Origin of the sequence: Roseicyclus persicicus (genome assembly GCF_012395815.1) — a bacterium.
GTDB classification, from domain to species: domain Bacteria; phylum Pseudomonadota; class Alphaproteobacteria; order Rhodobacterales; family Rhodobacteraceae; genus Roseicyclus; species Roseicyclus persicicus.
In genome coordinates this window covers 163,502-182,281 of the sequence record NZ_JAAZQQ010000005.1, presented here as the reverse complement: position 1 = coordinate 182,281, position 18,780 = coordinate 163,502, and the positions used below count along the sequence as shown (strand labels likewise).

Genomic DNA, 18,780 nt, shown 5'->3' with positions numbered 1-18,780 from the left:
GGCCCCGCGGATCTCGGGCCGCCCCCGGGATCAGCCGTCGCGGGAAGCGGCGTCCGTCAGGCGGGCGAGGGTTTCCTCGCGGCCGATGACGAGCATCATGTCGAAGACGCTGGGCGTGACGCTGCGCCCCGCCAGCGCGGCCCGGAGCGGGCCCGCCAGCTTGCCGAATTTCAACCCGTGGGCTTCGGCGGCCCGGGTCAGCGTCGCCTCCAGCGTGTCGCGATCCCAGCTAACATTCTGCAACTGCGCAGTCAATTCACGCAGTATACCACGGGATACCGGGTCCAGCTGCGCGGCGGCCGGCGGCTCCATCTCCAAGGGCCGGGAGGCCAATGCAAATTGGCCTTTCTCCAGCAGATCGGGCAGGGATTTCGCGCGATCCTTGAGGCAATACATCGCAGCCGCCAGCACGTCTTGCTGCGCCTGCGAAAGCAGCGGCCGCCCGGTCACGGCCAGCCAGCTGCCGATCTCGGCCACGAGCTCGGCGTCGCCCATCCGCGCGATGTGCCAGCCGGCCACGTTCTCCAGCTTCTTCATGTCGAGCCGGGCCGGCGAGCGGCCGATGCCGGACAGGTCGAACCAGTCGATCGCCTGCGCGTCGGTGAACAGCTCGTCGTCGCCGTGGGACCAGCCGAGCCGTGCCAGGTAGTTGCGCATCGCCGCCGCCGGAATGCCCATCTCGGCATATTCCATCACGCCGGTCGCGCCGTGGCGCTTGGACAGCTTCTTGCCGTCGGGCCCGTGGATCAGCGGGATATGCGCCCAGACCGGCTCGGCCCAGCCCATCGCGCGGTAGATCTGCGCCTGCCGGGCGGCGTTGTTCAGGTGGTCGTCGCCACGGATGGCGTGGGTCACGCCCATGTCGTGGTCGTCGACGACCACGGCCAGCATGTAGGTCGGCGTCCCGTCCGAGCGCAGCATCACCATGTCGTCGAGCTGGTCGTTGCGGAAGGTGACGGTGCCCTGCACGGCATCCTCGATCACCGTCTCGCCCGTCCGGGGGGCCTTCAGGCGGATCACGAAGGGCGCGTCGGGATGCCCGGCCTCGGGCACGTCGCGCCAGGGGCTGAGGAACAGGGTGGAGCGGCCCTCGGCGCGGGCGGCCTCGCGGAAGGCCTCGATCTCGTCCTGCGTCGAATAGCACTTGTAGGCGTGACCGCGGGCCAGCATCTCGCGGGCGACCTCGGCGTGGCGGGGGGCGCGTTCGAACTGGCTGACAGCGTCGCCGTCCCAGTCGAGCCCGAGCCAGCGCATCCCGTCGAGGATGGCCTCTGTCGCCTCGGGCGTCGACCGCGCGCGGTCGGTGTCCTCGATCCTGAGCAGGAATTTCCCGCCCCGGCCGCGGGCGTAGAGCCAGTTGAACAGCGCGGTGCGCGCGGTGCCGATGTGCATGATCCCCGTGGGCGAGGGGGCGATGCGGGTCACGATCTGCTGGGTCTGTGCCATCTCGATCCTTTCGCGCGCCGGCCGCGGGCGGGCGCCGGGCGGACTGCTGCGGGCGGGCTGTTGCAGGCAGCCTGCGTTAACCAGTTGGAAACCATGTCCGGGCTAGGCTCGGCGCCCGTTTACGCATCAGGGAAGGCGCTGGCAAGGCGGTGGCCGACCTGCCCGACATCGCGCCCGCGCGGGGGCCCTGGCCTGCCGCGCTGGGCTGGCTGAACGCGGTCCAGCAGGGCCAGCGCGGGGCGCTGATGCCGTGGTCGGCGGTGATGCTGGGCCTGGGCGTCGGCCTCTATTTCGCGCTGCCGGTGGAGCCGGGGGCGGGGGCCTACGCGGCGGCGGCGGCGGTGCTGGCGCTGGGCCCCGGGCTGGCGCTGCGCCGGCGCGAGACGCTGGGGCCGCTGGGGCTGGCGGTCGCGCTGGTGGCGCTGGGGCTGCTGGTGGCCGGGGCGCGGACGCAGGGCGTGGCGGGCCCGGTGCTGGGCTTTTCCTACTACGGCGCGATCGAGGGGCGGGTGGTGGCGATCGACCGCTCGGCCTCGGACGCGCCGCGCCTGACGCTCGACCGGGTCCGGCTCGAGGACATGGACCCGGCCCGAACGCCGCTCCGGGTGCGGATCGCGCTGCACGGGGACCAGACCGGGCCGCCGCCCGCCCCGGGCACGGTGGTGATGCTGACCGGGCACCTCGCCCCGCCCTCGGGCCCGGCGGAACCCGGCGGCTTCGACTTCCAGCGCCACGCCTGGTTCCTGTCGCTCGGCGCGGTGGGCTACACGCGGGCGCCGGTGATGCTGCTGGAGGAGCGGGCGCCGGGGGCGGCGGCGTTGTTCCACCTGCGCCTGCGCCTGTCGGCGGCGATCCAGGGGCGCATCCCGGGCCAGCCCGGCGCCTTTGCCGCGGCGGTCCTGACCGGCGACCGCTCGGCGCTCGAGGCCGGCCCGACCGAGGCGATGCGGGCGGCCAACATCGCGCATCTCCTCGCGATCTCGGGGCTGCACATGGGGCTCCTGACGGGCTTCGTCTATGCCGCGCTCCGGGCGCTGCTGGCGCTGATCCCGCCGCTGGCGCTGCGCTACCCGATCCGCAAATGGGCGGCGGCGGTGGCGCTGGCGGCGGGCGCCTTCTACCTCGCGCTGTCGGGCGGCAACGTGGCAACGGAACGGGCCTTCATCCAGGTCGCGGTGATGTTCGCGGCGGTGCTGCTCGACCGGCGCGCGATCACGCTGCGCTCGGTCGCGATCGCGGCGATCCTCGTCTTGCTGCACCGGCCCGAGACGCTGATGTCGCCGGGCTTCCAGATGTCCTTCGCGGCGACGGCGGCCCTTGTCGGCGCCTTCGGCGCGCTCCGCGGCGCGACCTGGATGCAGGGCTGGCCGAAACCCGCCAAGGGCGCCTTTGCCCTCGTCGTCTCCTCCGCCGTCGCCGGCGCCGCGACGGCCCCCTTCGCCGCGGCCCATTTCAACCAGGTCGCGGTCTACGGCCTGATCGCCAACCTGCTGACCGTGCCGGTGATGGGCAGCGTCATCATCCCCGGCGCGGTGCTGGCGGCGCTGTTGTGGCCGCTGGGCCTGTCGGGGCCGGTCTGGCGCGTCATGGAGTGGGGGCTTGCCTGGATCCTCGGCGTGGCCGAGCGCGTCGCGGCCTGGCCCGGCGCGGTCGAGGGCGTGCCGACGCCGCCCGGCTGGATGCTGGGGGCGGTGTCGCTCGCGGCGCTGGTCGTGCTGCTGTGGCAGGGCCGGGCGCGCTGGCTCGGGGTGGTGCCGCTGGTGGGCGCGCTCCTGTTCTGGCCGGCCGAGGGGCGGCCGCTGGTGCTGGTGGCTGACAGCGGCGGCCTTGTCGGGCTCCGCGACGACGGCCCGCGCGCCCTCAGCCGTGCGCGCGGCGACAGCTTCGTCGCCGGGATCTGGCTGGAGAACGACGGCGACCGCGTCACCCCCGCCGAGGCCGCGGCCCGGCCCGGCTGGGCGCCGGCGGGGCAGGGGGTGCGGGCCGAGATCGGGGGCTGGACGATCTGGCACGGCGCCGGCCGCCGCGCCTTGCCCGAGGCCGCCGCCGCCTGCGCCACCCATGACCTGGTGATCCTGTCCGAGCCTGCGCCCGATGCCGCGCTCGCCCGCGCGGCGGCCGACCTGCGCGCCCGTCTCGACGCGCCCGGCCCGGTCACGCTGCCCAGGGGGGGCGGCTGCCTCGTCCTCGACGCCCCGCTCCTCGCGCGGACGGGGGCGCTGGCGATCACCCCCCGGGGCGACGCGCTCCTCGTCACAACCGCCCGGGGCGCGCAGGGGTTGCGGCCGTGGTCGCCCCCGTCGCGGCCCTGAGCGTGCGGGGACGGCTGACGCGACATGCTGTGCAGTGTCCGGCCGGTGCGCGCGCCGGTTCCCCCGTCCGCGGGACGGTGCGGGCTGCCCGGTCAATAGGTGCGGATCAGCCCCACCAGCTTGCCCTGCACGGCCACCTGGTCGTCGCGGAACACCCGCGTCTCGTAGGCCGGGTTCGCCGCCTCGAGCGCGATCATTCCGCTCTTGCGCCGGAGCCGTTTCAGCGTCGCCTCCTGCCCCTCGACCAGCGCCACCACGATGTCGCCGTTGTCGGCGGTCGCGCCTTCCTCGATCACCACGATGTCGCCGTCGTTGATCCCGGCCTCGATCATCGAATCGCCGCGGACCTCCAGCGCGTAGTGGCTGCGCCCGCTGCGCAGCATCTGGTGCGGCACCGCCACGTGGCTCGCCACCTCGGAAATCGCCTCGATCGGCGTGCCCGCCGCGATCCGGCCCATCACCGGCAGCTCCGTCGCCGCCGCCTCGACCGGCATCGCGCCGCGCGGCGGGTCGGTCCGGTCGCCCGCGATCACCCGCGGGGCAAAGCCCGGCCGGTCCATCCCCTCGGGCATCTTGACGATCTCGATCGCGCGGGCCCGGTGCGCCAGCCGCCGGATGAAGCCGCGCTCCTCCAGCGCCGTGATCAGCCGGTGGATGCCGGATTTCGAGCGCAGGTCGAGCGCCTCCTTCATCTCGTCGAAGGAGGGCGGCACCCCGTCGCGCTGCACGCGGGTGTGGATGAACTCAAGAAGATCACGCTGCTTGCGGGTCAGCATCGGCTCGCACTCCTCGGTCGGCGCACTCTGGCGCGTTCGGGGAATGTTCTACCCCTGTTCCCCCTCCGTGTCAACGAATCAGGCGAAGAGCGGCACCAGCGGCAGGTAGTCCACGATCTCGCCCGCCCGGCGCGGCGGATCCTCGGGCGCGCGCACCAGAAGCGCGTTGGCGTCCGACAGCACGGTCAGCAGCGAGGAATCCTGGCTGGGGTAGGGCGTGATCTCGGGAAAGTCGTTGCCGGGCATCAGGTCCGAGCGCAGGTAATGCTCCCGCGGCCCGTTCGCCGGCAGGTCGCAGCCCAGCCGCGCCGGGAACCGCCGCCGCGCGCCCGCGGGCAACCCCATCATCGCGCGCAGCATCGGCACCAGGAAGATGTGGCCGCAGACCATCGCCGACACCGGGTTGCCCGGTAGCCCCAGCAGCACCGCGCCCCCCAGCCGCCCGGCCATCAGCGGTTTGCCCGGCCGCATGGCCACCTTGTAGAAGGCCCGCTCCAGCCCCATCGCCGCGGCCACCTCGCCCACGAGGTCGTGGTCGCCCACCGAGGCCCCGCCGATCGTCACCACCAGGTCGGCGCCGGCGGCCAGCCGCAGCACCTGCGCCAGGCTCTCGCGGTCGTCGCGCGCGATCGGCAGGAGCCGCGCCCGCGCCCCCTCGGCCTCCACCATGGCCTTCAGCCCGTAGGAGTTGGAGGCCACGATCTGGTCGTCCCGCGGCACCTCGCCGGGGCTGACCAGCTCGTCCCCCGTGGCGATCAGCGCCACCTCGGGCCGGCGCGACACCACCAGCTCCGGCACGTTCATCGACGCGCAGAGCGCAAGGTCCGCGGGCGACAGACGCCGCGGCGCCTCGATCCGCGCGCCGGCGCGGAAATCCGCCCCCTCGGGGCGGATGTTCGACGCCGCTTCCAGCCGGTCGCCCAGCACGATCCGGTCGCCGTCGCGCGTCACGTCCTCCTGGATCACCACGCAGTCCGCGCCCCGCGGCACCGGCGCCCCGGTGAAGATGCGCAGCGCCTCGCGCGCACCGACGACCCCGTCCCAGGCCCGGCCCGCCGGCGCCTCGCCCACCACGCGCAACACCGCGCCGGCCACCCGGTCGGCGGCGCGCAGCGCGTAGCCGTCCATGGCCGACGCCGCAAAGGGCGGCTGGTCCCGCCGCGCGATCACGCTCTCGGCCAGCACCCGGCCCCCGGCCTCGGCCAGCCGCAGCCGCTCCGTCCCCACCGGCCGAGCCAGCACCAGGCAGGCCGCCAGCGCCTCCTCGACCGAGATCATCCCCGCGCGCCCTTCATGGCTTCATCTTTCCCAAAATACGCATCCCGCCCTCTCCGCCCGGCGCCCCGCCCGTCCGGCGCGCCCGCCGTTCCGGCGACGAGGGCCCGGCAGGGCCCGAGGAGCGGGCTCACCCCGCCTCGTAGCGCCCCGACTTGCCGCCGTCCTTCAGCACCACCCGGATGCCGCCGATCTCGATCGACTTCTCCGCCGCCTTCAGCATGTCATGCACCGTCAGCGCCGCCACCGACACCGCCGTCAGCGCCTCCATCTCCACGCCGGTCTGGCCGGTGGTCTTCACCGTCGCCGTGATCCGCACCCCCGGCAGGCCCTGGTCCACGGCCAGCTCCAGCGCCACCTTGGTGATCGGCAGCGGATGGCACAGCGGGATCAGGTCGGCGGTCTTCTTCGCCCCCATGATCCCCGCCAGCCGCGCCACCGCCAGCACGTCGCCCTTCTTGGCCGTGCCCTCCGTCACCAGCGCCAGCGTCTCGGGCCGCATCCTGACCCAGCCCTCGGCCACCGCCACCCGGTCGGTCACGGGTTTGCCCGAGACGTCCACCATGTGCGCCCGGCCGCCCTCGTCGAAATGGGTCAGCTCCGCCATCGCCTCACACCACCGCCGGATCGGCCAGGATCGCGCGGGTCGCGGCCGTCACGTCGGCCTGCCGCATCAGGCTCTCCCCGATCAGGAAGCTCCGCGCCCCCGCCCGCGCCATCCGCGCCAGGTCCGCGGGCGTGAACAGCCCGGACTCCGAAATCACCATCCGGTCCCCCGGCACCCGCGCCGCCAGCGCCTCGGTCGTCTCCAGCGCCGTCACGAACGTATTCAGGTCACGGTTGTTGATGCCGATCATCGGGCTCTTCAGCCGCAGCGCCCGCTCCAGCTCGGCCGCGTCATGCACCTCGATCAGCGCGTCCATCCCCCAGTGCGCCGCCGCATCCTCCAGCTCGGCGGCCAGCCCGTCCTCGACGGACGCCATGATGATCAGGATGCAGTCCGCCCCCCAGGCCCGCGCCTCGGCCACCTGGTAGGGGTCGTAGAGGAAATCCTTGCGCAGGCAGGGGAGGGCGGCGGCCGCCCGGGCGCGGGTCAGGTACTCGGGCCGGCCCTGGAAACTCGGGGTGTCCGTCAGCACGCTCAGGCAGGTCGCGCCGCCCGCCTCGTAGGCGCGGGCCAGCACCGGCGGGTCGAAATCGGCGCGGATCAACCCCTTGGAGGGGCTCGCCTTCTTGATCTCGGCGATCAGGCCATAGCCCGTGGCCTCGGCGGCCTTCAACGCCTTGTGAAAGGGCCGCACCCGCGGCGCGGCGCGGGCGGCCTCCTCGACCTGCGCCAGCGGCCGCGCGGCTTTCGCCGCCGCCACCTCCTCCAACTTGTAGGCCTTGATGCGGTCCAGAATCGTCGCCATCGCCCCTCAGGCCCCCTTCGTGATCGCCACGAGCCGCTCCACGGCCCGCTTCGCCGCGCCCGAGTCGATGCTCTCCCGCGCCATCTCCACGCCCGCCTTCAGGTCGGCCGCCTTCTCCGCCACCACCAGCGCCGCGGCCGCGTTCAGCAGCACCGCGTCGCGGTAGGCGCCGGTCGCGCCCTCCAGCAGCGCCCTGAGCGCCGCCGCGTTCTCGGCCGGCGTGCCGCCCAGGATGTCGCGGAACGGGTGCACCGGCAGGCCCGCGTCCTCGGGGTGCACCTCGCGGCCGCGCACCTTGCCGTCCTTCAGCACCGCGACCGAGGTCGGCCCCGCGATCGAGATCTCGTCGGTGCCGTCCTCGCCATGCACCAGCCACGCCGCCTCGGACCCCAGCTCCTGCAGCGTCTCGGCCATCGGGAAGATCAGGTCGATCGCGAAGGCCCCGGTCAGCTGGCGCTTCACGCCGGCGGGGTTGGTCAGGGGCCCGAGGATGTTGAAGATGGTCTTGCAGCCCAGCTCCTGCCGGACCGGCATCACCTGCTTCATCGCCGGGTGGTGCATCGGCGCCATCATGAAGCCGATCCCGGCCTCGCGGATGGCGCGCTCCACCACCTCGGGCGCAACCATCACGTCGATGCCGAGCTCGCCCAGCGCATCCGCCGCCCCCGATTTCGAGCTGAGGTTGCGGTTGCCGTGCTTGGCCACCGGCACGCCCGCGCCCGCCACCACGAAGGCCGCCGCGGTCGAGATGTTCAGCGTCCCCATCCCGTCGCCGCCGGTGCCGACGATATCCATCGCCCCCTCGGGCGCGGCCACCTTGATGCAGCGGTCGCGCATCACCTTGGCGGCGGCGGCATATTCGGCCACGGATTCGCCCCGCGCCCGCATCGCCATCAACAGCCCCCCGATCTGCGCCGGCGTCGCCGTGCCCTCGAACAGCTCCTCGAAGGCCGCCTCGGCCTGCGCGCGCGACAGCGGCCCCTCGGAGGCCGCGTAGATCAGCGGTTTCATCGCGTCGGTCATGCCGGGGCGGCCTCCTTGGCCATGGTCAGGAACGTCCGCAGCATCTGGTGCCCGTGCTGCGAGCGGATGCTCTCGGGGTGGAACTGCACGCCCTCTATGGGCAGGGTCCGGTGGCGCAGCCCCATGATGGTGCCGTCCTTCAGTTCGGCCGTCACCTCCAGCTCGGCGGGCAGGCTCGGGCGGTCGACGACCAGCGAATGGTAGCGCGTCGCCATCAGGGGCGAGGGCAGGCCGGCGAAGACGCCCTTGCCCTCGTGGTGGATCTCGCCCAGCTTGCCGTGCACGATCTCGGTGTGACGCTGCACCTTGCCGCCGAAGGCTTCGCCGATGGTCTGGTGCCCGAGGCAGACACCGAGAAGCGGCACGCCCGCCCCGGCCGCGGCCCGCGTCAGGGGCAGGCAGATGCCCGCCTGCGCCGGGTCGCAGGGGCCGGGCGACAGCACGATGGCTTCGGGCGCCAGCGCCAGCGCCTCCTGCACCGTGATCTGGTCGTTGCGCACGACCCGCGTCTCGGCCCCGAGCTCGCCCAGGTAATGGACGAGGTTCCAGGTGAAGCTGTCGTAGTTGTCGATGAGGAGCAGCATGGCGGTGTCCGGCGCGCCCGCGGGCGCAGGGGAGGAAAAAGGGGTGAAGGCGGCGCGCGCCCGGGCTATACATGTTTCAAAGCCGGGCAGGGCGGTCAAGCGCCCGAAGACAGGCGCGCATCGGGTGGCGGGGCGAAAGAGGGCAGCATGGGTCGTGGAGTTCTGACGGGTCTGGTCTGGGGCATGTTCGTCTCGGCCCTGGTTCTGGCGCTGGTCTCGCTCAGCACGCCGTTGCCGGACCGCGCCGATGCGCCTGCGCCGATGGCGCCTGAGGCCCCGGCGGAGACACCGCCCGCCGCGCCCGAGCCGGCGCCCGCGCCCGAGCCCCAGCCCGAGCCGATCCCCGAGCCCGCGCCGCCCCCCGCGCCGGAACCCCCGGCCGCAGCGACGCCCGAGCCGCCGCCTGCGCCCGAGCCGGAGCCGGAGCCGACCCCGTCGCCCGAACCCGCCGACGAGGCCGCGGCCGAGGAGGCGCCCGCCATCGCCCCGGCCCCCGCCGCGCTGCCCGCGACCTCCGCCGCGCCCGAGGCCCCGGCGCGCCTGCCCCAGGTCGACGCCGCCCCGGCCTCGGTGCCGCCCGTGGCCTCCGCCGCCGAGGCCGAGACGCCGCCCCCCGCCCCCGAAACGGCCCCCGCGCCCACGCCCGTCGTCGCCGCCGCGCCGCAGCCGCCGCGCCCCGAGCCGGCCCCGGCCCCGAGCCCCAGCTTCAGCAGCACCGCCGACGCCAGCGCCGGGGGCGCCGCGCCGCGCCGCCTGACCGTCCCTCAGCCCGCCGACGCACCCGCCGCCATCGACACCGCGCCGCCGGCCCCGGCCCCCGTCGCCGCGGCCCCCGCGCCCGACCCGGCCCCTGACCCGGCCCCCGCGCCTCGCCTGCCGCAGGTCGGCGCCGCAACCGAGGCCCCGACCGGGGAGGCGACCGCGACGTCGCGCCTGCCGCAAGTGACCGCCCCCGCGATGCCCGAGGCCGTGGCCGCCGCCCCGGCCCCGCGCCTGCCGCAGGTGGCAAGCCCCGGCAGCACGCGCCTGCCGCAGACGGGCACGCCCGAGCCGCCGCCGCCCGTGGCCGAGGCCGCCGCCCCGCCCGCACCCGCCGCGCCGCGCGCCCTGCGGGACAATGCCGTGCCCTTCGACGCGCCGGCCGACCAGGCGCTGCTTGCCGTCGTGCTGATCGACACGCCCGAGGGCGGCCTCGACGCCGCCACGCTGGCCGGGCTGGGCTTTCCGGTCAGCTTCGCGCTCGACCCGCTGCGCCCCGATGCCGCCGCCCGTGCCGCCGAGCTCCGGGCCGCGGGGTTCGAGGTGGTGATCCTCGGCGCCGGGGCGATTCCGGCCGGCGCCACCCCGTCCGACGTCGAGGTGGCGCTCGCCGCCGCGCAGACCGCCCTGCCGCAGGCGGTGGCGCTGATGGACGACCCCGAGGGCCGCATCCAGGGCGACCGCCCGGTGCTCGACGCGACGGTGGCCGCGCTGGCCGAGACCGGCCACGGCCTGCTGGCCTTCCCGCGCGGCCTGAACCCCGGCGAGGAGACCGCGCGGCGCAACGGCCTGCCCGCGGCGACGGTGTTCCGGCTCCTCGACGACGAGGACCAGAGCGCGCCGGTGATCACGCGCTTTCTTGGCCGGGCGGCCTTTGCCGCGGGGCAGGAGGGGGCAGCGGTGGTGGTCGGCCGCACCCGGCCCGACACGGTGACGGCGCTGTTTTCCTGGGCGCTCGGCGGGCGCACCGAAGGCGTGGCGCTGGCGCCGGTATCAGCCGTGCTGCTCAGGTTGGCCGAGTAGGGCGGTTTCCGCCAGGTATGGGAAAACTGCAGTTTTCCCATCCGAAAAACTGCAGTTTTTCGGCGTCGTTTTCCTCGAGGAAAACGCACGGGAAACCTCGAGGTTTCCCGTGCGAAAATCACGTGATTTTCGCCGCCCTCAGCGGTTGCCGCGCCCCGAGAACAGCCCGGCATCCTCCGCCGCGCGGCGGATCGCGCGCGACTTGTTCACCGTTTCCTGGAACTCGGCCTCGGGGTCGCTGTCATAGACCACCCCGCCGCCGGCCTGGATGTAGAGCTTGCCGTCCTTCAGCACCGCGGTGCGCAGCGCGATGCACATGTCCATGTCGCCGCCCGCGCTGAAATACCCCACGCCGCCGCCGTAGACGCCGCGCTTCTCGGGTTCCAGCTCGTCGATGATCTCCATCGCGCGCACCTTGGGCGCGCCCGACACCGTGCCCGCGGGCAGGCCCGCCAGCAGCGCCGACAGCGCGTCCTCGTCCTCGCGCAGCTCGCCCACCACGTTCGACACGATGTGCATGACGTGGCTGTAGCGCTCGACGATGAACTCCTCGGTCGGGCGCACGGTGCCGATCTTCGCCACCCGGCCCACGTCGTTGCGGCCGAGGTCGAGCAGCATCAGGTGCTCGGCCAGCTCCTTCTGGTCTGACAGGAGGTCGGCCTCCAGCGCCCGGTCCTCCTCGGGCGTGGCGCCGCGGGGGCGCGTGCCGGCGATGGGGCGGATCGTGACCTGGCCCTTGAACACCCGCACCAGGATCTCGGGGCTCGCGCCGACCACCTGGAAGGGGCCGAAGTTGAAGAAGAACATGAAGGGCGAGGGGTTCGTCCGCCGGAGCGCCCGGTAGAGCGCGAAGGGCGGCTCGGGGAAGTCGAGCGTCCAGCGCTGCGAGGGCACCACCTGGAAGATGTCGCCGGCGCGGATGTAGTCCTTGGCCTTTTCGACCGCCGCAAGGTAGTCGGCCTTGGCGAAGTTCGACACCGGCTCGGCGGCGGGCCGCGCCTGCCCCATCTCGCGGCTTGCCGTGGCGGGCGCGCGTTCGAGGTCGCGCAGCGCGTCGCTGACCCGCTCGGCCGCCTGCGCATAGGCCGCCCGCGCCGACAGGCCCGAGGACACCCAGGCCGGCGACACCACCGTGACCTCGCCCTTGACCCCGTCCAGCACCGCGATGACCGAGGGGCGGATCAGCACCGCGTCGGGCAGGCCCAGCGTGTCGGGGTTCACGTTCGGCAGGTGCTCGACCAGCCGGATCATGTCGTAGCCGAGGTAGCCGAACAGGCCCGCGGCGGCGGCCGGCAGGTCCTCGGGCATGTCGATGGCCGACTCCGCCAACAGCGACCGCAGCGCCTGCAGCGGCGGCTCGGCGCAGGGCGCAAAGGCGTCGCGGTCGTAGCGCGCGGCGCGGTTCAGGCGGCTCTCGGTGCCGCGGCATTCCCAGATCAGGTCGGGCTTGCAGCCGATGATGGAGTAGCGCCCGCGCACCTCGCCGCCAGTGACGGATTCGAGGATGAAGCTGTCGCGCCCCGCGTCGGTCAGCTTCATCATCACCGACACGGCGGTGTCGAGGTCGGCCGCCAGCCGGGCGTGCACCACCTGGTTCTGCCCCCGCGCCCATCCGGCCTCGAAGGCCGCGAAATCGGTGACGATGGCCATCAGGGGAAGGTCGCGTGCACGGCGTTGATCATCGACTGGTCGAGCCGGATGCCCGCCTCGGCCTGCACCGCCTGGCCATAGGCCTCGAACAGGTCCTGCGCGATCGACTGCGCCACGGTCTGCTCGAAGATCTGGGTCAGGATCTGCACGCTGGCGTCGTCCCGCGCGGCGGCGTTGATGCGGTCGAGCCGCGCGATGATCGCCACCTCGGCGCCCGGCACCAGCACCACGTCGCCGGGGGCGGCCAACTGGTAGACCTGCGCCACCAGGGTCGGCGGCGCGTCGGGGATGAAGTCCTGCCGGCGCACCTGCCGCTCGGTCTCGACGCGGCCGAGATCCTCGAAGGCCAGCCCCGTCGCCAGCTGCGCGACCAGCGCCTCGCCGCGGGCGGCCAATTGCTCGCGCAGGGCGGTGGCGCGCCAGGCCTCGGCGACCTCGTCGCGGATCTCGGCCAGCGGGGGCAGGGTGGGGGGCACCAGCTCGTCCAGCCGGATCGCGAACAGGCCGCCGTCGCTCAGCTCCAGAAGCTCGGGGAAATCCCCCTCCTGCGCCGCCTGCGCGGCCTCGCGGAAGGCGTCGTAGCCCGCGATGCCCGCCTCGGACACCGGGGTGTAGTCGATCTGGCCCAGCACCATCTCGGTCGAGGCCGCCAGCTCCTCCAGCGTCGCGCCGCCGGCGAGCAGGTCGTCGACCGGGTCGCGCAGGTCGTCGATCACCCGCCGTGCCGCCTCGGAGGCAAGCTCGGCGCGCAGTTCCTCCTCGGCCTCCTCGAAGCTGACCTCGCTCGCGTCGAGCACCGCGTTCACCCGGAACAGCGCGGGCCCCAGCGCCGACTGCACCGGGCCGATGATCTCGCTCTCGGTGTCGGAAAACACCGCCTCGGCCGCCTCGGGCGCCAGGTCGCCGCGGGCCACCTCGCCCAGGTCCACGTCCTCCAGCGTCAGGCCGCGTTCGGCGACCAGCGCGTCGAAGTCGGTGTCGCCGGCGATGATGGCATCATAGGCCGCCTGGGCCGCGGCGGCGTCGGGGAACACCAGCCGCTCCAGCAGCCGGCGCTCGGGCTGGCGGTAGAGGTTCGCGCGCTCCTCGTACAGCGCGCGCAGCGCCGCCGCGTCCACCGGCACGCTGTCCATCAGCATCGACGGCGTGACCCAGGCATAGGTGATGCGCCGCGCCTCGGGGCGGGTGAAGCGCTGCGGGTTGTCGGTGTAGTAGGCCTCGAGCTCGGCGTCGGTGGGGGCGGGCAGGCCGGTGGGCAGGCTGCCCTCGGTGATCGTCAGCAGGCTGAAGTCGCGGGTCTCGCCCTGGTAGGCGACCAGCGTCTCGGTCAGCGTCACGTCGGGCCGGAGCCCGCCGACGACGGCCAGCTGCAGGAGGCTCCGCGCGGTGTCGGCGCGCACGTCGGCCTCGAAATCGGCGGGGTCGAGCCCGCTCTGGCGCAGGGTGAACTCGTAGCTCTCCCGGTCGAAGGCGCCGTCGAGGCCCTGGAACGCCTCGATCTGGGTGATCTGGCGCGCGACCTCGGCGTCGCCCACCGACAGGCCCATGCCCTGTGCCTCGTGGGCCAGGGCCGCGCGCGCCACCAGCGAACTCAGCACCGCCTGGTCGATACCCTGCGCCCGCAGCGTGGCGAGCGTCACCGGCTGGCCGGTCTGGGCGATGCGGGCGCGGATCTCCTGGTCGAGGGCGCGGGCGTATTGCTCGGCGGTGATCTCGACGTCGCCGACCTCGCCCACCCGGCTGCCGCCGCCCGAGAAGGAGCCGATGCCGAAGCCCGCCAGCGCCACGAACAGAAGCCCGAGGATCAGCCAGACGAAGAGGTTCGAGGCCTTTTTCGCAGCCGATTTCACCATCACGCGGGTCCTTCCTGTCGTGGCCCGGGCCGCGTGGGCGGCCCCTGGTTTCGGGGTTGATTACGCCCTCGCGCGCGGCGCGGCAAGGCCCGGGGCGGCGCCCTCAGAGATCGAGCGCGGCGAGCCGGTCGACCACCTCGGCCAGCCCCGCCCGGTCGGCATTGGCAAAGGCGATGCGCAGCGTCGCCTCGGCCTGGCCGCTGCCGCCCTCGGCCACGAGCGGCCCGAACATGGTGCCGGGCAGCGTCAGGAGGGCCGCGGCGTCCACCATCTCGCGCGCCACCACGTCGGACGTCTTGGCGAAGGGGTGGCGGACATAGGCGAAATAGGCCCCGCAGCCCAGGAGCTGCCAGCCCGCCAGCCGCTGGAACCCCGCCACCAGCGCGTCGCGGCGGGCCAGGATCTCGGCCCGCTCCCCCGCCAGCCAGTCGCCCAGGTGCCGCATCCCCCAGAGCGCGCCGATCTGGCCCACCTGCGGGGCGCAGATGGCCACGGTGTCGAGGAACTTCTCGACCTCGGCCAGCCGCGCCTCGGAGGCCATGATCGCCCCGACCCGGTGGCCGGTCAGGCGGTAGGCCTTGGAGAAGGAATAGAGGTGGATCAGCGTGTCGTCCCAGTCGGGATCGGTGAACAGGTCATGCGGCGCCCCCTCGCGGCTGTGGAAGTCGCGGTAGGTCTCGTCGAGGATCAGCGCGAGGCCGCGCGCCCGCGCGAGGTCATGGAAGGCGCGCAACAGCTCGGGCGGGTATTCCACGCCGGCGGGGTTGTTGGGGCTGATCAGCACGATCGCGCGGGTCCGGTCGGTGACCAGCGCCGCGGCGCGGTCGGGGTCGGGCAGCAGGTCGTCGCCCGTCGGCAGGTAGACCGCGCGGACGCCCTCCATGTCGAGCCACATCTTGTGGTTGAAGTAGAAGGGCAGGGGCAGGATCACCTCGTCGCCGGCGCCCGCCAGCGTCGACATCACCGCCGTGAAGGCCTGGTTGCAGCCCGCGGTGATCGCGACCTGGGTCTCGCGCACGGTGCCGCCGTAGCCCGCCGTCCACTGCGTTGCCAGCTCCGCGCGCAGTTCCGGCATCCCCAGCACGGGGCCGTAGAGATGCGCGGCGGGGTTCATGATCAGCGCCTCGGCCATGGCGCGGGCCAGCGCCTCGGGCGGCGGGTCCACCGGCGCGGCCTGGCTGAGGTTGATCAGCGGCCGGTCGGGGGCAAAGTTCTTGCCCGCGATCCAGCGCCGCGCCTCCATCACCGGCGGCGCAAATGTGGTCCGGTAGGTCGGATTGATCGGCTGCATCCCCGCTCCCCGGATCGGGCCGCGTCATCGGGCCCGATCCTGCTCGCATCTCATCTTTGCTTGGAAAAATACTCCCGCCGGAGGCTCCCGCAGCCTGCCACGGGCGCGCGGGTCGTCAGAACGGGATCTCGTCGTCGACGTCCCCGCCGCCACCGCCGCCACTGCCGCCGCCGAAGCCCGGGCCGCCGCGGTCGTCGCCATAGCCCCCGCGGTCACCGCCGCCATAGCCGCGGTCATCCCCGCCGCCATAGCCGCCACCGCCGCCCGAGCCGCCGCCGTCGCGCCCGTCAAGCAGCGTCAGCGACCCGCCGTAGTTTCGCAGCACCACCTCGGTCGTGTAGCGGTCCTGCCCCGACTGGTCCTGCCATTTGCGGGTTTCCAGTTGCCCCTCGATGTAGACCTTGGAGCCCTTGCGCAGATACTGCTCGGCGATCCGCGCCAGACCCTCGTTGAAGATCGCGACCGAATGCCATTCCGTCCGCTCGCGGCGTTCGCCGGTGTTGCGGTCCTTCCAGGTTTCCGAGGTGGCGATGCGCAGGTTGCAGACCTTGCCGCCGTTCTGGAAGCTGCGCACCTCGGGGTCGCGGCCCAGGTTGCCGATCAGGATTACCTTGTTGACGGATCCGGCCATGTCTCGATCTCCCCCGGTCGCTGCGTGTCGTGTGGTGTCGTCGGTCGTCGTGTCGTCGGTCGTCCGCGCGGGGTCGGTGGTCTCCCCGAGTCATCGGACGGTCCCGCTTAGATCATCCCGCTTTGGTCAAGGAAAGGTTAAACGCGCCCCGCTGCAAGCCCTCCGCAGGCGGCGGGCTGGAAATTCGGCGCGAAATGCCGTACCTCTCTGCGCGGGAATTCCATGAAGGACCGCCGCCAGATGCCGCGCAGCCCGCGCCCGTTCCTCGCCGCCGTCGCGGTCGCGCTCGTCGCCGCCCCGGCGGCCGCCGACCCGATGGATCGGTTCACCCGCGCGCTCACCGTGCTCGACAGCCGCGCTTCCACGCAATACGCGGCCTCGGTCCGGCTCCGGCCCGACTACGAGGAAGGGCAGGAGACCCAGATCCCCCGCTTCGAGGGCGAATACGCCGGCCCCTGGCTCGAGGTCGCCCGCGAGGCCGCGCGCCGCCACGGCATCCCCGAGGACCTGTTCCTGCGCCTCGTGCAGCAGGAATCGGGCTGGAACACCGAGGCGGTCAGCCACCGCGGCGCCATCGGGCTTGCGCAGCTGATGCCCGAGACGGCCGAGCTTCTGGGCGTCGACCCCCATGACCCGACCGCGAACCTGGAGGGCGGCGCGCGCTACCTCGCGCTGCAATACCGCAGCTTCCGCCGCTGGGATCACGCGCTGGCCGCTTACAATGCCGGCCCCGAGGCGGTGCGCGAGCATGACGGCATCCCGCCCTATGCCGAGACGCAGGACTACGTCCGCCGCATCCTCGGCTCGGGCTGAGGCGTCCGGGCCCTTCCGGCCAGACCTTCCCCCCGCCGTCACCGGCCGCCGCCTGAGCCAGATGGCCCCGGCGAGAAGCGCCCCGGCGCGCCGAGCCGCCCGCTAGCCGCCCCCGGGCGGCGGCGCGAACAGGTCCGCCAGCGGCGCGTCCCGCGGCAGGTCCAGCGCCGCCCGCAGGGCGCGCCGCCCGCGCGACAGCCGCGAGGTCACGGTGCCCAGGGCGAGCCCCGTCTCGGCGGCGATCTCGGCATAGCTCAGGCCCTCGATCGCCCGCAGGCGCATCAACCTCCGCTGGCTCTGGGGCAGGGCGTCGAGCGCGCGCAGCGCCTCGGTTGCGGCGATGCGGGCCGCCGGGTCGGCGCGCGGGTCGGCGCAGGCCGCGCCCTCGCCCGCCGGGTGCGGCGTCAGCCCGGCGGGGCGGGTGCGCGCCCGGTTGCGCAGGGTGGCGAAGGCATAGGCCCGCAGGTCTGCCACCGGGGCGGCGTCGTCCTGCCCGCGCCGCGCCATCGCCAGCCGCGCCCAGACCCGCAGCAGCGTGTCCTGCACCAGGTCGTCGGCATCCTCGGCGCTGCGGGCCAGCCGCCGCGCCGCGCGGCGCAGGTCGGGCAGGAGCGCGACGAAGGCCGCGGGCGACGCGGTGGGCGGGGCAGGGGGGCGCGGGTCGGGCATGGCGGCGGTCTCCGGCGGCTCTGGGCGCCAGACTGGGGCGACCGCCCCCGGCCCTGGCAAGCCGCCCGCTCGCCGCCCCGCCGCGATGCGCCGGCCGCCGCCGAGGATGGGCGGGCCGCCGCCGGTGCGGGCGCAGGCCGGACCCCGGTCGGCGGCTCCCCGCAGGGCCGCGGGCCGGAACGGGCAAGGGCCCGCCGATGGCCCGGGGCCATGGGATCGAACCGCCGCCGGCCCGGTCCTTGGGGTCGAGGGCGCATTCCGGTGCGGCCTCGTCCACATGTCTCAGACAGGGAGAACCCCGAGATGACGATCCTACGACTGCTGTCCCGCACCGCGGGCCTTGCCGCGCTGGTCCTCGGCGTGGTCGGCGCCGGCCACGCCATGGGCCCGGCCGAAACCCTCGACACCGACGGCGACGGCCTGATCAGCCTGGCCGAGATCCAGGTGGCGATGCCCGGGATGACCGAGGCGGAGTTCCTCGCGCTCGACAGCACCGGCGACGGGCTGCTCGATGCCGACGAGCTGGCCGCGGCGGCCGAGGCGGGGCTGATCACGCTCGGCTGACCGGCCCGGCCGCGCCGCGGTCTAAGGGGGGTGGGGCAGGGCAGACGGCCCCGCCCCCCGTTCCCTGTCCTCGGGTCAGACGCCGCGCGCGATGGCCGCGACGCCGGTGCGCGCCAGCCGCACCTCGCCCAGCGGGCGCATCAGCTCGCAGAAGGCGTCGACCTTCTCGGGCGTGCCGGTGATCTCGAACACGAAGCTCTGCAGCGTCGAATCGACCACGTTGGCGCGGAAGATCTCGGCGATGCGCAGCGATTCCACCCGGTGCTCGCCCTTGGCGATGACCTTGATCAGCGCCAGTTCACGGCTGACGAAGGGCCCCTCGACGGTCAGGTCGGCGACCTCGTGCACGGGCACCATGCGGTCGAGCTGCATCTTGATCTGGTTGATCACCTGCGGCGTTCCGCTGGTGACGATGGTGATGCGCGAGCGGCGGCCGGTGTGGTCCACCTCGGCCACCGTCAGGCTCTCGATGTTGTAGCCGCGGCCCGAGAACAGGCCGATGACGCGCGCGAGCACGCCCGGCTCGTTCTCCACCAGCACCGCCAGCGTGTGCGTCTCCACCGTGTCCGACATGTGGCTGCGCAGGTCGTAGGCGGAATGGCTGGTGGAGCCTTTTTCGATGTTCAGAGGGGACATGGGAAAATCCTGTGGTGGGGGCGGCGGCGGACGCGCGCAGCGTCCGGCCGCCCCGGTATGTGC

General features: G+C 73.7%; 17 protein-coding genes. 4 read left to right on the top strand and 13 right to left on the bottom strand.

The features are described from left to right. Positions 1–30: 30 nt before the first annotated feature. Positions 31–1,446, bottom strand: coding sequence for a glutamate--tRNA ligase (gene gltX, locus HCU73_RS14565; protein ID WP_168624195.1), 1,416 nt, complete (start codon positions 1,444–1,446; stop codon positions 31–33). A gap of 149 nt (positions 1,447–1,595) precedes the next feature. Here gltX and HCU73_RS14560 point away from each other — a divergent pair, with 149 nt between their 5' ends. Further along, positions 1,596–3,758 (top strand): ComEC/Rec2 family competence protein, encoded by a 2,163-nt coding sequence (locus tag HCU73_RS14560; protein ID WP_338052127.1) that lies wholly within the window; start codon positions 1,596–1,598, stop codon positions 3,756–3,758. Between the two features lie 92 nt (positions 3,759–3,850). Here HCU73_RS14560 and lexA read toward each other — a convergent pair whose 3' ends face one another. From lexA to HCU73_RS14530, 6 genes are all read right to left on the bottom strand, one after another. Next, positions 3,851–4,534 carry a transcriptional repressor LexA gene (gene lexA / locus HCU73_RS14555; RefSeq protein ID WP_168624194.1) on the bottom strand — a complete coding sequence of 228 codons (684 nt, stop codon included), beginning with the start codon at positions 4,532–4,534 and terminating at the stop codon, positions 3,851–3,853. A gap of 78 nt (positions 4,535–4,612) precedes the next feature. Beyond that, the gene (locus tag HCU73_RS14550; protein WP_168624193.1) at positions 4,613–5,812 is read right to left on the bottom strand and encodes a molybdopterin molybdotransferase MoeA; all 1,200 of its coding nucleotides are present in this window, start codon (positions 5,810–5,812) and stop codon (positions 4,613–4,615) included. A 127-nt stretch (positions 5,813–5,939) separates the two neighbouring features. Beyond that, positions 5,940–6,416, bottom strand: a complete 477-nt coding sequence (gene moaC, locus HCU73_RS14545) for a cyclic pyranopterin monophosphate synthase MoaC (protein ID WP_168624192.1) — start codon at positions 6,414–6,416, stop codon at positions 5,940–5,942. Positions 6,417–6,420: 4 nt separating this feature from the next. Then, positions 6,421–7,221, bottom strand: a complete 801-nt coding sequence (gene trpC, locus HCU73_RS14540; protein ID WP_168624191.1) for an indole-3-glycerol phosphate synthase TrpC — start codon at positions 7,219–7,221, stop codon at positions 6,421–6,423. Positions 7,222–7,227: 6 nt separating this feature from the next. Beyond that, positions 7,228–8,244, bottom strand: coding sequence for an anthranilate phosphoribosyltransferase (trpD, locus tag HCU73_RS14535; protein ID WP_168624190.1), 1,017 nt, complete (start codon positions 8,242–8,244; stop codon positions 7,228–7,230). Beyond that, the gene (locus HCU73_RS14530) at positions 8,241–8,828 is read right to left on the bottom strand and encodes an anthranilate synthase component II (protein ID WP_168624189.1); all 588 of its coding nucleotides are present in this window, start codon (positions 8,826–8,828) and stop codon (positions 8,241–8,243) included. Before HCU73_RS14530 ends, trpD begins: the two co-directional genes overlap by 4 nt. 147 nt (positions 8,829–8,975) lie before the next feature. On the opposite strand from HCU73_RS14530, the gene HCU73_RS14525 reads away from it, so the two are divergent. Further along, complete coding sequence (locus HCU73_RS14525) at positions 8,976–10,610, top strand: divergent polysaccharide deacetylase family protein (RefSeq protein ID WP_168624188.1); 1,635 nt, start codon at positions 8,976–8,978, stop codon at positions 10,608–10,610. 138 nt (positions 10,611–10,748) lie between these two features. Here HCU73_RS14525 and trpE read toward each other — a convergent pair whose 3' ends face one another. The 4 genes from trpE to ssb all read right to left on the bottom strand — a co-directional run bounded on the left by trpE (position 10,749) and on the right by ssb (position 16,035). Further along, positions 10,749–12,260 carry an anthranilate synthase component I gene (gene trpE / locus HCU73_RS14520; protein ID WP_168624187.1) on the bottom strand — a complete coding sequence of 504 codons (1,512 nt, stop codon included), beginning with the start codon at positions 12,258–12,260 and terminating at the stop codon, positions 10,749–10,751. Beyond that, a complete protein-coding gene (locus HCU73_RS14515) occupies positions 12,260–14,113 on the bottom strand; it encodes a peptidylprolyl isomerase (RefSeq protein ID WP_168624186.1) in 1,854 nt (617 codons plus the stop codon). Before HCU73_RS14515 ends, trpE begins: the two co-directional genes overlap by 1 nt. A gap of 103 nt (positions 14,114–14,216) precedes the next feature. Beyond that, positions 14,217–15,404, bottom strand: coding sequence for an aminotransferase (locus HCU73_RS14510; protein WP_168624185.1), 1,188 nt, complete (start codon positions 15,402–15,404; stop codon positions 14,217–14,219). Positions 15,405–15,519: 115 nt separating this feature from the next. Continuing rightward, positions 15,520–16,035 carry a single-stranded DNA-binding protein gene (gene ssb, locus HCU73_RS14505; protein WP_168624184.1) on the bottom strand — a complete coding sequence of 172 codons (516 nt, stop codon included), beginning with the start codon at positions 16,033–16,035 and terminating at the stop codon, positions 15,520–15,522. Between the two features lie 240 nt (positions 16,036–16,275). Here ssb and HCU73_RS14500 point away from each other — a divergent pair, with 240 nt between their 5' ends. Continuing rightward, a complete protein-coding gene (locus HCU73_RS14500; protein WP_168624183.1) occupies positions 16,276–16,848 on the top strand; it encodes a lytic transglycosylase domain-containing protein in 573 nt (190 codons plus the stop codon). A 102-nt stretch (positions 16,849–16,950) separates the two neighbouring features. Here HCU73_RS14500 and HCU73_RS14495 read toward each other — a convergent pair whose 3' ends face one another. After that, positions 16,951–17,517 (bottom strand): RNA polymerase sigma factor, encoded by a 567-nt coding sequence (locus HCU73_RS14495; protein ID WP_168624182.1) that lies wholly within the window; start codon positions 17,515–17,517, stop codon positions 16,951–16,953. 303 nt (positions 17,518–17,820) lie between these two features. Between HCU73_RS14495 and HCU73_RS14490 the strand changes: the two genes are divergently transcribed. After that, entirely contained in the window at positions 17,821–18,081 is a 261-nt protein-coding gene (locus HCU73_RS14490) for an EF-hand domain-containing protein (protein ID WP_168624181.1), read from the top strand. Between the two features lie 75 nt (positions 18,082–18,156). Here the strand turns inward: HCU73_RS14490 and ilvN are convergent, their stop codons facing one another. Then, positions 18,157–18,717: an acetolactate synthase small subunit gene (gene ilvN, locus HCU73_RS14485; protein WP_168624180.1), complete on the bottom strand. Its 561-nt coding sequence runs from the start codon at positions 18,715–18,717 to the stop codon at positions 18,157–18,159. Positions 18,718–18,780: the final 63 nt, after the last annotated feature.